Source organism: Rubrivivax gelatinosus IL144 (genome assembly GCF_000284255.1).
GTDB lineage: Bacteria > Pseudomonadota > Gammaproteobacteria > Burkholderiales > Burkholderiaceae_C > Rubrivivax > Rubrivivax gelatinosus_A.
In genome coordinates this window covers 171,973-185,095 of record NC_017075.1, presented here as the reverse complement: position 1 = coordinate 185,095, position 13,123 = coordinate 171,973, and the positions used below count along the sequence as shown (strand labels likewise).

15 protein-coding genes are annotated in these 13,123 nt (G+C 72.2%); 10 read left to right on the top strand and 5 right to left on the bottom strand.

The window, feature by feature from the left end; genetic code table 11:
- Positions 1 to 98 precede the first annotated feature (98 nt).
- Positions 99 to 1,043: a LysR family transcriptional regulator gene (locus RGE_RS00855; protein ID WP_014426412.1), complete on the top strand. Its 945-nt coding sequence runs from the start codon at positions 99 to 101 to the stop codon at positions 1,041 to 1,043.
- A gap of 78 nt (positions 1,044 to 1,121) precedes the next feature.
- On the opposite strand, the gene RGE_RS00850 is transcribed toward RGE_RS00855, so the two are convergent.
- Together RGE_RS00850 and RGE_RS00845 are read right to left on the bottom strand one after the other, a co-directional pair.
- Entirely contained in the window at positions 1,122 to 2,318 is a 1,197-nt protein-coding gene (locus RGE_RS00850; protein ID WP_014426411.1) for an amino acid aminotransferase, read from the bottom strand.
- Positions 2,315 to 2,803 (bottom strand): glutathione peroxidase, encoded by a 489-nt coding sequence (locus tag RGE_RS00845; protein WP_014426410.1) that lies wholly within the window; start codon positions 2,801 to 2,803, stop codon positions 2,315 to 2,317. The genes RGE_RS00850 and RGE_RS00845 overlap by 4 nt, the downstream gene beginning before the upstream one ends.
- Positions 2,804 to 2,898: 95 nt before the next feature.
- Between RGE_RS00845 and RGE_RS00840 the strand changes: the two genes are divergently transcribed.
- Entirely contained in the window at positions 2,899 to 3,630 is a 732-nt protein-coding gene (locus RGE_RS00840; RefSeq protein WP_148280095.1) for a response regulator, read from the top strand.
- Position 3,631: 1 nt separating this feature from the next.
- On the opposite strand, the gene RGE_RS00835 is transcribed toward RGE_RS00840, so the two are convergent.
- Complete coding sequence (locus tag RGE_RS00835; protein ID WP_014426408.1) at positions 3,632 to 4,525, bottom strand: DMT family transporter; 894 nt, start codon at positions 4,523 to 4,525, stop codon at positions 3,632 to 3,634.
- Positions 4,515 to 5,792: a lysophospholipid transporter LplT gene (lplT, locus tag RGE_RS00830; RefSeq protein ID WP_014426407.1), complete on the bottom strand. Its 1,278-nt coding sequence runs from the start codon at positions 5,790 to 5,792 to the stop codon at positions 4,515 to 4,517. Before lplT ends, RGE_RS00835 begins: the two co-directional genes overlap by 11 nt.
- Positions 5,793 to 5,931: 139 nt before the next feature.
- On the opposite strand from lplT, the gene alr reads away from it, so the two are divergent.
- From alr to RGE_RS00790, 8 genes are read left to right on the top strand one after another with little or no spacing between them, the layout of a single operon-like run.
- On the top strand, positions 5,932 to 7,020 hold the full coding sequence (gene alr, locus RGE_RS00825; protein ID WP_014426406.1) for an alanine racemase: 1,089 nt from the start codon (positions 5,932 to 5,934) through the stop codon (positions 7,018 to 7,020).
- Positions 7,020 to 7,427 carry an alternative ribosome rescue aminoacyl-tRNA hydrolase ArfB gene (gene arfB / locus RGE_RS00820; RefSeq protein WP_014426405.1) on the top strand — a complete coding sequence of 136 codons (408 nt, stop codon included), beginning with the start codon at positions 7,020 to 7,022 and terminating at the stop codon, positions 7,425 to 7,427. The genes alr and arfB overlap by 1 nt, the downstream gene beginning before the upstream one ends.
- A 13-nt stretch (positions 7,428 to 7,440) precedes the next feature.
- Positions 7,441 to 8,793 carry a DNA repair protein RadA gene (radA, locus tag RGE_RS00815; protein ID WP_014426404.1) on the top strand — a complete coding sequence of 451 codons (1,353 nt, stop codon included), beginning with the start codon at positions 7,441 to 7,443 and terminating at the stop codon, positions 8,791 to 8,793.
- Between the two features lie 2 nt (positions 8,794 to 8,795).
- Positions 8,796 to 9,554 carry a metallophosphoesterase family protein gene (locus tag RGE_RS00810; RefSeq protein ID WP_014426403.1) on the top strand — a complete coding sequence of 253 codons (759 nt, stop codon included), beginning with the start codon at positions 8,796 to 8,798 and terminating at the stop codon, positions 9,552 to 9,554.
- A complete protein-coding gene (locus tag RGE_RS00805; protein ID WP_014426402.1) occupies positions 9,551 to 9,958 on the top strand; it encodes a hypothetical protein in 408 nt (135 codons plus the stop codon). Before RGE_RS00810 ends, RGE_RS00805 begins: the two co-directional genes overlap by 4 nt.
- A gap of 44 nt (positions 9,959 to 10,002) precedes the next feature.
- Positions 10,003 to 10,926 carry a branched-chain amino acid transaminase gene (locus RGE_RS00800; RefSeq protein ID WP_014426401.1) on the top strand — a complete coding sequence of 308 codons (924 nt, stop codon included), beginning with the start codon at positions 10,003 to 10,005 and terminating at the stop codon, positions 10,924 to 10,926.
- Positions 10,927 to 10,930: 4 nt separating this feature from the next.
- Positions 10,931 to 11,134, top strand: coding sequence for a zinc-finger domain-containing protein (locus RGE_RS00795; protein ID WP_014426400.1), 204 nt, complete (start codon positions 10,931 to 10,933; stop codon positions 11,132 to 11,134).
- 12 nt (positions 11,135 to 11,146) lie between these two features.
- Entirely contained in the window at positions 11,147 to 12,712 is a 1,566-nt protein-coding gene (locus tag RGE_RS00790; RefSeq protein WP_014426399.1) for a PAS domain-containing sensor histidine kinase, read from the top strand.
- Here RGE_RS00790 and RGE_RS00785 read toward each other — a convergent pair whose 3' ends face one another.
- Positions 12,713 to 13,123 (bottom strand): type 2 periplasmic-binding domain-containing protein, encoded by a 411-nt coding sequence (locus RGE_RS00785; protein WP_014426398.1) that lies wholly within the window; start codon positions 13,121 to 13,123, stop codon positions 12,713 to 12,715.

Sequence of the window (13,123 nt, the reverse complement as noted above, 5' to 3'; positions counted from 1 at the left end):
TGGGGCTGCGATGACGGCATTTTCAGGGTTTACCCGATGTCGATCCATTGAATGTTTTGCATCACGCGCATAAGCGGCGTGCATATCACAATCGATTCATGAACTTCCGCACGCTGGACCTGAACCTGCTGCGTGTTTTCGACGCGGTGATGGCCGAAGGCAGCCTGACACGCGCCGCCGAAGTGCTGGCCGTGACGCAACCCGCAGCCAGCCACTCGCTGAAGCGGCTGCACGAGGCCGTCGGCGAAGCCCTGTTCGTGCGCGGCGCGCACGGCATGAAGCCGACGCCGCGCGCGCTGGCGCTGTGGCCGGTGGTGCGCGAAGGGCTGGCCGAATGGCAGCGCGCGCTGGCGCCGGAGCAGTTCGACGCCCGCAGCCAGGAGGCGAACTTCCGCATCGCGATGTCCGATGCGCCGGCCTCGGTGCTGACGCCGATCTTCGTGCGCGCGATCGAGTCGCGCCAGGCGCGCGTCGACCTGCGCCTGGTGCCGCTGACCAGCCGCGACCCGCGCGCGATGCTGCGCGACGGCGAGGCCGACCTGGCCGTCGGCCACTTTCCCGAGGCCATCGCGGCGATCGTCGCCGACGGCCCGCCGTCGGGCCTGCTGCATCGCCAGCTGCACCGCAGCCATTACGTCTGCGTGATGCGCCGCGGCCATCCGCTGGCCGACGCGCTGACGCTGGACGCCTTCTGCGAGGCGCACCACGTGCTGGTCAGCTTCTCGGGCCGGCCGCACGGCATGATCGACGAGGCCCTGGCCGCGCTCGGCCGGCGCCGGCGCATCGTGCTGACCGTCAACCAGTACTACACCGCGGGGCGCGTCGTCACGCAGTCGGACGTGATCACGGTGCTGCCGCTGTCCTTCATCGCTGCGACCGGCACGCCGCAGCGCCTCGTCACGCGGGCGCTGCCGGCGCCGGTGACGCTGCCGCCAGTGGGCGTGCACATGGTCTGGCCGGTGCGCCAGGACGGCGACCCGGCGCAGCGCTGGCTGCGCGCGCTGGTGCAGCAGGCGGTCGGCCGGGAGATCCCGGCCGAATGACCGCTCAGCCCTCCCGCGTGAAATCGCGCTCGGGCCTTGGGCAGGCGCAGAACGCCTTCCGGCGTCCTGCGTCCAGGCTCAGACGACGGCGGCGATGGCCTCGGCCGTGCGCTCGACGTTGCCGCTGTTGAGCCCGGCCACGCAGATGCGGCCCGAGCGCACGAGGTAGACGCCGAACTCCTCGCGCAGCCGGTCGACCTGCTGCGGCGACAGCCCGGTGTAGCTGAACATGCCGCGCTGGCTGAGGAAGTAGCCGAAGTCGCGCCCCGGCTTGCGCGCCGCCAGCACCTCGTGCAGCGCGCGGCGCATCGCCAGGATGCGCTCGCGCATCGCCGCGACGTCGGCCTCCCACGAGGCGCGCAGCCCCGGCTCGCCGAGCACGCGCGCGACGACGCCGGCGGCGTGCAGCCCCGGGCTGGAGTAGTTGCGGCGCACGGTGGCCTTCATCTGGCCGAGCACGAGCTCGGCCTCCGCCCGGTCGGCGCAGACCACCGACAGCGCGCCGGCACGCTCTCCGTACAGGCTCATGCTCTTGGAGAACGAGTTCGAGACGAAGAACGACAGCCCGGCGTCGGCCAGCGCGCGGATGGCGAACGCGTCCTGCTCGATGCCGTCGCCGTAGCCCTGGTAGGCGATGTCGAGGAACGGGATCAGGCCGCGCGCGCGCACGATCGTCACCAGCTCGGCCCACTGCGCCGGCGACAGGTCGACGCCGGTCGGGTTGTGGCAGCAGGCGTGCAGCAGCACGACGTCGCCCGCCGGCAGGCCGCGCAGCGTCTCGCACAGACGATCGAAGGCGACGCCGCCGGTGGCCGCGTCGTAGTACGGATAGGCCTTCACGGCGAGGCCGGCGCCTTCGAAGATCGAGCGGTGGTTGTCCCAGGTCGGGTCGCTGACCCAGACCGTGCTCGCCGGGAACCAGCGCTTCAGGAAATCGGCGCCGACCTTCAGGCCGCCGCTGGAACCGATGGTCTGCAGCGTCGCGACGCGGCCTTCGGCGACGGCGGCGCTGGCGGCGCCGAACAGCAGCGTCTGCACCGCGGTGCGCATGGCGCCCGAGCCTTCCATCGGCAAATAGGGCTTGGGGCCGGCTTCGGCCAGCAGCTGCGCCTCGGCCTGGCGCACGCAGTCGAGCACCGGGATGCGGCCCGCGTCGTCGAAGTAGATGCCGATCGACAGGTTGACCTTGGCCGGGCGCGGATCGCGGCCGAAGGCCTCGTTCAGCGACAGGATCGGGTCGCCCGCATAGGGCTCGAGGTGGGAGAAGACGGTCATGCCGAAAGCGCTTTCTCGATGTCGGCGGCCAGCGAGGCCGGGGCGTCGGTCGGCGCGTAACGCTTCAACACGCGTCCGTCGCGGCCGACGAGGAATTTGGTGAAGTTCCACTTCACCGCCTGGGTGCCGAGCACGCCGCGCGCCTCGGTGGTGAGCCATCGCCACAACGGATGCGCGTCGCCGCCGTTGACCTTCACCTTGGCCATCATCGGGAAGCTGACGCCGTAGTTGAGCTGGCAGAACGAGGCGATCTCGTCGTTCGTGCCCGGGTCCTGAGCACCGAACTCGTTGCTCGGGAATCCCAGGATCACGAGGCCGCGCTCGCGGTAGCGCTGCCACAGCTCCTCGAGCCCGGCGAACTGCGGCGTGAAGCCGCAGCGGCTGGCGGTGTTGACGACGAGCACCACCTGGCCGGCATAGGCGGACAGCGGTGCGGCTTGGCCGTCGATCGTGACGGCGTCGAAATCGGACAGGGTCGCGGCCATCGAAGCTCCGGTCGTGACGAAACGCGCATCGTAAGCCCCCATCCCATGACCGGCGTTGACAGGGCGAACAGGCACCGCGCAGCATGTTTGCCGCCATGCTGCACCGCCTCCACCTGCTCGGTTTCAGCGCCTTCGAGCGCAGCACGCTCGGCTGCTGCGTGCGCCTGGCCGCCACGCGCGAGCCGGGCTACGTGCAGGTCGCCGACGCCGAGCAGGCCGACTTCCTCGTCGTCGACGCCGACGACGTCGACGCCGTGCTCAGCGCCTCGGCCGCCGGCCGCGTCGGCGACGCGGTCTTCGTCGGCCGCCACGCGCCCGAAGGCGCCGCGGCCTGGATGCCGCGGCCGATGGACGCGCTGCTGCTGTTGCGTGAACTCGACGCCATCGTCGCGATGCGCGCTCCGGCGGCGCCGGCCGCCCGGCCGGCCATGCCGCATGCGCTGATCGTCGACGACAGCGAGGTCGCGACGCGCCATCTGGCCGGCCGGCTGCAGCGCCTGGGCCTGCCCAGCATCGCTGCGCGCACCAGCGGCCAGGCGCTCGAACGCCTGGCGCGCCAGCGTTTCGAGTTCGTCTTCGTCGACGTCGAGCTCGGCGACGCGAGCGAGCTCGACGGCCTGGCGCTGTGCCGCCGCCTGCGCCGCCAGCCCAGCCCGGGCGCGCTCGGCGCGGTGCTGGTGCTGGTCTCGGCGCAGCACGGCGAGATCGACCGCGTGCGCGGCGCGCTCGCCGGCGCCGACGCCTATCTCGGCAAGCCGCTGGACGATGACGAGCTGACGCGCCTGGTCTCGCGGCCGCCGCGCGCCGCGGCGCCCGCCAGCCACTGATTCAGCGGGCGGCGAGCAGCGCCGCGCCGACGATCAGCGCGCCGCCGGCCAGCAGCGGCAGCGTGATCGCCGCAGCGCCCAGCAGCGCCGCCGAGACCGAGGCGAACAGCACCTCGGTGATCATGACCACCGCCGTCGCGTTGGCCGGCAGACGCGCCGCGCCGTACTGCAGCGCGAGGTTGCCGCCGAGGAAGAACACCGCTAGCAGCAGCGCGCCGGCGATCCAGCCTGGCGCCGGGGACGGCGGCATCGGCACCGCGCCGTGCGCGGCCAGCGTCGCGGCCAGCGGCCCGGCGACGACGACACCGCCGAGGAACATCGCCAGCGCGCGCGCCGACTGCGGCCGGTGCGCCTCGCGGCGCAGCATCACGTTGTTCAGCGCGAAGCTGAAGCCGCCGGCGATGCCCAGCCATTCGGCCAGCGTGCGCGGCAGCGGCAGGCCGCCGCCTTCGGGCCAGAGCACGACGGCCGCGCCGGCCAGCGCCATCGCCACGCGCAGGGCGGCGGCGCGCGTCAGGCGCTCGCGCAGCAGCAGCCGCGCCAGCAGCACGGTCCACAGCGGCATCAGATAGAACAGCAGCACGACGCGCACGACGTCGCCGACGGTCACGCCCCAGTTGAAGGTGGCGTTGGTCGTGCCGGCAGCGGCCACCAGCACCCACAGCACCGGCGTGCGCAGCAGCTCGCGCCAGGCCGACGGCCGCCAGGCGCTGATGGCCAGCACGACGCTGCCGTAGACCGTGACGGTGGCCCACAGCGGGTGCAGGCCCAGGGCCTGCAGCTCGCGCAGAGGCCACCACGAGAGGCCCCAGACGAAAGCGTTGGCCAGTAGCGCGAGCGCCGGCGCCGTCGCGCCGGAACTGCCGGCGCGCGGCGCGGCGGCGTCAATGGCCATCGGTGCGGGCGATGGTCAGCAGCCGCTCGACTTCGTCCTTGTGCTGGACGATGTTGCGCCGGTGCCAGCGCCGGATCGTCTCCATGATGCCGGCGACGACGAGGCCGAAGACCGTGATCGCGGCGAAGGCCGAGAGCTCGAAGCGCGTCATGCCGGCATAGAAGGCGCCCAGCGCCAGGATGCAGGCCTGCTCGTTGAAGTTCTGCACCGCGATCGAACGCCCGGCGCCCATCAGGTTGTGGCCGCGGTGCTGCAGCAGCGCGTTCATCGGCACGACGAGGTAGCCGCCGGCGGCGCCCAGCAGCAGCAGGAAGGGGATGGCCACCGACAGGTCGCGGATGAGGTTGAGCCCCATCAGCAGCACACCCATCAGCACGCCCAGCGGGATCACCGCGGTGGCGCGGTCCAGGCGCATGCGCATCGAGGCGAGCACCGCACCGACGGCCACGCCGACGGACACCACGCCGGCCAGCGACGAGGCCTGCGTCGTCGTGTAGCCCAGCGCCGCCGCGGCCCAGGGGAAGACGATGATGCGCAGATTGCCGCCGACGCCCCAGAACATCGTCGTCGTCGCCAGCGAGATCTGGCCCAGCTTGTCCGACCACAGGCGCGCGTTGCAGCGCGAGAAGTCGCGCACCAGCGTCAGCGGGTTCGACGGCAGCGGCTGCAGCGGCGCGTCGGTGCGCGGGATGTAGAGGTTGAACAGCGCCGCCAGCGCGTAGATGACCAGCAGCACGCAGATCGCGGCTTCGGCCGGCATGTCGATGCCGGTGTCGAAGAACGGCAGGTCGATGCCGAGCAGCACCGGCGCGATGTGCGGCCCGACGAGCTGGCCGCCGAGCACGGTGCCGAGGATGACGCTGGCGATCGTCAGGCCTTCGATCCAGCCGTTGGCCTTGACCAGCTGCGACGGCGGCAGCAGTTCGGTGAGGATGCCGTACTTGGCCGGCGAGTAGGCCGCGGCGCCCAGGCCGACGATCGAATAGGCCAGCAGCGGATGGCCGCCGAACAGCATCAGCAGACAGCCGACGATCTTGATGCCGTTGGAGATCAGCATCACGCGGCCCTTGGGGATCGCGTCGGCGAAGGCGCCGAGGAAGGGCGCGAGCACCACGTAGAACAGCGCGAAGACGACCGCGAGCACCGGCACGTGCCAGCTCGGCGCCTGGCTGCTGCGCAGCAGTTCGATGGCAGCGACAGTAAGCCCGTTGTCGGCCAGCGAGCTGAAGAACTGCGCCGACATGATGGTCGAGAAACCTTTTTTCATCTGTCGCGCACCAGCCGGGGACGCCGGTTCCGGGCGCCAGTCCTGTCTCTCCATCCTTTCGGGCTGGCGGTTTATAGCACGGTGGCATCGTCGTTCCGAAGGATGGAAGACACGATCCGGCTGGCAAAATGACTCGGCCATGCCCCGCCACATCGAAGCTCTCGTCCACGTCAGCGCCCTCGCCCACAACCTCCAGCGCGCCCGCGCGCAGGCCCCCGATGCACGGGTCTGGGCGGTCGTCAAGGCCAACGCCTACGGCCACGGCATCGAGCGCGCCTATGACGGATTGCGCGGCGCCGACGGCTTCGCGCTGCTGGACCTGGCCGAGGCCGAGCGCCTGCGCACGCTGGGCTGGCGCGGCCCGATCCTGCTGCTCGAAGGCGTGTTCGAACCGCGCGACCTGGAGCTGTGTTCGCGCCTGGACCTGTGGCATGCGGTGCACTGCGACGAGCAGATCGACTGGCTGGCGGCGCACAAGACGCACCGCCCGCACCGCGTCTTCCTCAAGCTCAACAGCGGCATGAACCGGCTGGGCTTCACGCCGGCGGCCTTCCGCGGCGCCTGGGCACGGCTGGGCGCGCTGCCGCAGGTCGACGAGATCTCGGCGATCACGCACTTCTCCGACGCCGACGGCCCACGCGGCATCGCCCACCAGATCGCCGCCTTCGAGACCGCGACGCAGGACCTGCCGGGCGAACGCTGCCTGTCCAACAGCGCCGCGCTGCTGCGCCACGGCGTGAAGAACGACTGGGTGCGCGCCGGGATCCTGCTGTACGGCAGCGCGCCCGACTTCCCCGAGCACGACATCGCCCACTGGGACCTGCAGCCGACGATGACGCTGCGCTCGCGCATCATCGCCACGCAGACGCTGGCCGCCGGCGACACCGTCGGCTACGGCAGCAGCTTCACCGCGCCGGGGCCGATGCGCGTGGGCATCGTCGCCTGCGGCTACGCCGACGGCTACCCGCGGCTGTGCCCCACCGGCACGCCGGCGCTGGTCGACGGCCGGCGCACGCGCACCATCGGCCGCGTCTCGATGGACATGCTCGAGGTCGACCTCACCGAACTGCCCGACGCCGGCATCGGCAGCGAAGTCACGCTCTGGGGCCGCGGCCCGGGCGGCAGCGTGCTGCCGATCGACGAGGTGGCACGCACCGCCGGCACGATCGGCTACGAGTTGATGTGCGCCGTCGCGCCGCGCGTGACGATGCGCGTCGCCGAGGACTGATGGCCGCGCCGCCGCGCGTCGACCGCCGCGAGGTCGAGTTCGCGGCGATCCGCGCCCAGGGCGCCGGCGGGCAGAACGTCAACAAGGTCTCGAACGCGGTCCATCTGCGTTTCGACATCCGCGCCTCGTCGCTGCCCGACGCGATCAAGGAACGACTGCTGGCGACGCCCGACCAGCGCATCGTCAGCGACGGCGTCGTCGTCATCAAGGCCCAGACCCACCGCAGCCTGCCGCGCAACCAGGCCGACGCGCTGGCGCGGCTGCAGGCGCTGGTCGACGCCGCGGCCGAGGTGCCCGTGCAACGCCGGGCGACGAAACCGACCTGGTCGTCCAAGCAGCGCCGGCTGCAGGGCAAGGCGCGCGACGCCCAGGTCAAGGCCGGGCGCGGCCGCGTGCGCGACTTCTGACAGCATCACCCCCGTGGCGAAAACGATCTACACCTGCCGCGAGTGCGGCGGCACCAGCCCCAAGTGGCTGGGCAAGTGCCCGGCCTGCGGCGCCTGGAACTCGCTCGACGAGGGCCTGGCCGAGCCGGCGACGAAGAACAACCGCTTCCAGGCGCTGGCCAGGAGCCAGCCGGTGGCGACGCTGGCCGACATCGACGCCGCCGAAGTCGCGCGCACGCCGACCGGCCAGGAGGAACTCGACCGCGTGCTCGGCGGCGGCATCGTCGCCGGCGGCGTGACGCTGATCGGCGGCGACCCCGGCATCGGCAAGAGCACGCTGCTCTTGCAGGCGCTGGACGCGCTGTCGGCCGTGATGCCGGTGCTCTACGTCACCGGCGAGGAATCGGGCGCCCAGGTCGCGCTGCGCGCGCGCCGGCTGGGCCTGGCCGGCGCCAAGGTGCGCGTCGTCGCCGAGATCTCGCTGGAGAAGATCCTGGCGACGCTGGACGCCGAGAAGCCGGCGTTCTGCGTCATCGACTCGATCCAGACGCTGTACTCCGACCAGCTGACCTCGGCGCCGGGCTCGGTGGCCCAGGTGCGCGAATGCGCCGCGCAGCTGACGCGTGTCGCCAAGACCGGCGGCTGCGCGATGGTGCTCGTCGGCCACGTCACCAAGGAAGGCGCGCTGGCCGGGCCGCGCGTGCTGGAGCACATCGTCGACACGGTGCTGTATTTCGAGGGCGACACGCATTCCAGCTTCCGCCTGGTGCGCGCGATCAAGAACCGCTTCGGCGCCGTCAACGAGATCGGCGTCTTCGCGATGACCGAGAAGGGGCTGCGCGGCGTCAGCAACCCGAGCGCGATCTTTTTGTCGGCGCACGGCGAGCCGGTGTCGGGTTCCTGCGTGCTTGTGACGCTGGAAGGCACACGGCCGCTGCTGGTCGAGGTGCAGGCGCTGGTGGACAGCGGCGGCCCCAGCCCGCGGCGGCTGTCGGTGGGCCTGGACCGCGACCGCCTGGCGATGCTGCTGGCGGTGCTGCACCGCCACGCCGGCGTCTCGTGCATGGACCAGGACGTGTTCGTCAACGCCGTCGGCGGCGTGCGCATCGGCGAGCCGGCGGCCGACCTGGCGGTGCTGCTCGCGATCACCAGTTCGCTGCGCGGCAAGCCGCTGCCGCGCGGCTTCGTCGCCTTCGGCGAAGTGGGCCTGGCCGGCGAGGTGCGCCCGGCGCCGCGCGGCCAGGAGCGGCTGAAGGAAGCCGCCAAGCTCGGCTTCTCGGTCGCCGTCGTGCCCAAGGCCAACGCGCCGAAGAAGCCGATCGAAGGCCTGACGGTGCACGCCGTCGAGCGCATCGAGCAGGCGATCGACATCGTGCGCGGGCTGTGACGATGCGCTGGGCCGTCGTCTCCGACATCCACGGCAACCTGCCGGCGCTGGAGGCGGTGATCGCCGACGCCGGCACGGTCGACGGCTGGCTGAACCTGGGCGACATCGTCTCCGGCCCGCTGTGGCCGCTGGAGACCGCGCGCCGGCTGATGGCGCTGGGCTGGCCGACGATCGCCGGCAACCACGAGCGCCAGCTGCTGACGCCGCCGCCTGAACGCCTGGGCGACAGCGACCGCTTCGCCTTCGACGCGCTCGGCGAGGCCGAACGCGCCTGGCTGGCGGCGCTGCCGGCGACGATGGCGCCGCATGCCGACGTGCTCGCGCTGCACGGCAGCGGCCGCAGCGACCTGGAGTACCTGCTGCACAGCGTGCGCGCCGACGGCCTGCACGAAGCCGACGAGGGCGAGATCGCCGCGCGCCTGCCGGCCGCGACGCCGGCCTGGCTGCTCTGCGGCCACAGCCACCTGCCGCGCCAGCGCCGCGTCGGCACGACGACGGTGCTCAACCCCGGCAGCGTCGGCCTGCCGGCCTTCGACCACGACCAGCCGGCGCCGCACGTCGCCGAGACCGGCACGCCGCAGGCGCGTTACGCCTGGCTGGAACACGGCTCCGGCGGCTGGCAGGCGACGCTGCGCGCCGTCGACTACGACCACGAAAGCGCCGCCCGCCGCGCCGAGGCCCACGGCCGCGGCGACTGGGCCGACGCGCTGCGCAGCGGCCGCGTCGGCCGGCGCGAAGCCGACCTGGGAGCAAGACGATGAACGCCTGGATCGGCTGGCTGCTGGCCGCCGCCGCCGTCGCCGCCGGCTACGTCGGCTGGGGCTGGAAGGGCGTCGCGCTGGGCGTCACCGTCACCGTGTTCTGGCTGCTGCTGCAGTTCAGCCGCGCGCTGCGCGGGATGCAGCAGGCGGCGCAGCGGCCACGCGCCAGCGTCGCCAGCGCCGTCGTGCTGCACGCCAGGCTGGAGCGCGGGCTGCCGATGCTGGCCGTGATGAAGCTCACCGGCAGCCTGGGCGAAAAGATCGCCGACACGCCCGAGACCTTCGTCTGGCGCGACGCCGGCGGCGACGCGGTGCGTGTCGAGTTCCACGGCGGCCGTGTCGGCGCCTGGCAGCTCGTGCGCGCAGGCGCCGCACCCGATGCCGGCGCGCACCCCGCCGCCTAGAATCGTCGCTCTCTAGAACCGCTCACTTTTCCCGAGGAACCACCATGTCGATGTCCGACCGCGACGGCAAGATCTGGATGGACGGCGCGCTGGTCGACTGGCGCGACGCGAAGATCCACGTGCTCACGCACACGCTGCACTACGGCTGCGGCGCCTTCGAGGGCGTGCGCGCCTATCACACGGCCCAGGGCACGGCGATCTTCCGCCTGCAGGAGCACACCGAGCGCCTGTTCAACAGCGCCAAGATCCTGCGCATGAAGATCCCCTTCTCGCTGCAGGAGGTGATGGACGCGCAGCGCGAGGTCGTGCGCGCCAACAAGCTCGACAGCTGCTACCTGCGCCCGCTGACCTGGCTGGGTTCGGAGAAGCTCGGCGTCAGCCCCAAGGGCAACACCGTGCACCTGATGATCGCCGCCTGGCCCTGGGGCGCCTACCTCGGCGAGGAAGGCCTGCGCCGCGGCATCCGCGTCAAGACCAGCAGCTACACCCGCCACCACGTCAACATCACGATGACGCAGGCCAAGGCGGTGAGCAACTACACGAACTCGATCCTGGCCAACATGGAGGCCACCGAAGACGGCTACGACGAGGCGATGCTGCTCGACGCCTCGGGCTTCGTCTCCGAAGGCGCCGGCGAGAACCTGTTCATCGTGCGCGGCGGCACCGTCTACACGCCCGACCTGTCGGCCGGCGCGCTCAACGGCATCACTCGCAACACGATCTTCGCGATCTGCCGCGACCTGGGCATCAGCGTCGTCGAGAAGCGCATCACGCGCGACGAGGTCTACGTCGCCGACGAGGCCTTCTTCACCGGCACGGCGGCCGAAGTGACGCCGATCCGCGAGCTCGACCGCATCCAGATCGGGGCTGGCGCGCGGGGCCCGGTGACGGAGAAGATCCAGACCGCCTTCTTCGACATCGTCAACGGCCGCAACCCCAAGTACGCCGAATGGCTCACCAAGGTCTGAACCCATGAACGAACCCAAAGCCACCGTCGAGGTCCAGGCGGCCGACCTCGCCGGGCCGGGCGTCGTCTTCTGCCCGAACCCGAAGATGCCGCTGTGGAGCAACCACCCGCGCGTCTTCATCGACGTCGCGAGCACCGGCGAAGGCCGCTGCCCGTACTGCGGCACGGCCTACAAGCTGGCCGCGGGCGTGCACCTGCACGGCCACTGAGAGGACGCGGGGGTGGGCACGCAGCCGACCCCCTCGCCCGAATCGGGCGCGCGCCCCTGCCCGCCCGATCCGGCCGCCGGCGGCGATACACGCCACGCGCTGTTCCACGCCGCGCTGGCCGGCACCGGCACCTTCGTCTGGGGCTGGGACCTCGACAGCGACCGCCTCAGCGACATCGACGAAGGCCTGGCGATGCTGGGCTACCGGCCCGGGGCCATCGGCCACACCCAGGAAGACTGGAACCGGCTGATCCACCCCGAGGACCGGGCGGCCAACCACGAGGCCTACCTGCGCCATGCGCGCGGCGAGGTCGACGTCTACGAGCACAGCTACCGCATCCGCGATGCCCAGGGCCGCTGGCGCTGGGTGCGCGAGCGCGGCCGCATCGTCGAGCGCCACCCCGACGGCCGCCCGCTGCGCATGCTGGGCACGCAGACCGACATCACCGAGCTGCGCGAGCTGGCCGACACCGCGCAGCAGGCGCTGGAGCGGCTGGCGCGCATCGCGCGCCACGTGCCGGGCACGCTGGTGCAGATGCGCGTCGACCGCGAACGCCGCGTCACCTTCCCCTACGCCAGCGAGCGCTGCCGGGCGCTGTTCGGCATCGAGCCGGCCGAACTGGCGCGCGACGGCCGGGCGCTGCTGGACTGCGTCGAGCCCGACGACCGCGGCCCGCTGCGCGCCGCGATCCGCGCGTCGGCACGCACGCTCGAACCCTGGCGCGTGGAGTTCCGCGTGCGCCGCGACGGCGAACTGCGCTGGGTGCGCGGCGAAGCGACGCCGCGCCGCCAGGACGACGGCTCGACCGTCTGGCACGGCTACCTGGAAGACGCCACCGAACGCCGCGAACTCGAGCAGGCGCGCCAGGACGCCGCCGTGGCGGCCGCCGCCAACCGCGCCAAGACCGAGTTCCTCTCGCGCATGAGCCACGAGCTGCGCACGCCGCTGAACGCGGTGCTCGGCTTCGCCCAGCTGCTGGAGAGCGATCCGGTCGACCCGCCCAGCGAAGGCCAGGAGCGCCGGCTCAAGCTGATCCGCGAGGCCGGCGAGCACCTGCTGCAGATGATCGGCGACCTGCTGGACCTGACGCGCATCGAGTCCGGCGGCTTCGAGATGCGGCTGGCCGCCGTCGAGCTGCGGCCGCTGGCCGACGAGGCGCTGGCGATGGTCACCGCGAGCGCCGAACGCGCCCGGGTCAGCTTGACGCTGACCGACGCCGGGGCCGGCGCCGTCGTGCGCGCCGACCGCACCCGCCTGCGCCAGGTGCTGCTGAACCTGCTGACCAACGCCATCAAGTACAACCGGCCGGGCGGCCGCGTCGAGCTGGAGATCGCGGCGCCCGCCGGCCCGTGGCGGCGTTTCGTCGTGCACGACACCGGCATCGGCATCGCGCGCGACGAGCGCGAGCGCCTGTTCGAGCCCTTCTACCGCGGCCGCGGCGTGCGCGGCCGGGTCGAAGGCACCGGCATCGGTCTGGCGCTGACGCAGGACCTGGTGGTGCTGATGGGCGGGCGCATCGAGGTCGAGAGCGAGCCCGGCGCCGGCTCGAGCTTCGCCGTCACGCTGCCGGCGGCCTGATCAGGGCCGCAGCACGACGTTCAGCCCGGGCTTGAGCTCCGACGCCGGGATGTAGCCGATCGCGCCCGGCGTGGCCTGCACGAAGGCGATGATCTCGGCGGCCGTCTTCAGCTCGCGCGGCGGCACGCCGCGGCCGACGTGGCGGCGCACCGTCCAGTAGGCGACGTAGCGGCCGTCGTCGAGCTGCACCACCTGCGACAGGAAACGCTGGCGCGACGGCGTGCCCGGCGGCGCGTTGACGACTTCGGCCGGCGCCCCGCCGACCTCCACCGCCCGCCCGGTGTACAGCCGCTGCAGCGTCGGCAGGTCCAGGCGCGTGATGCCGGGGTGGGCGATGACGACGATGTCGTCGCCGGCCCAGGCGCTGCCGCAGAGCAGCACGCCGAAGATGAAACCGAGGAGTGTGCGCAT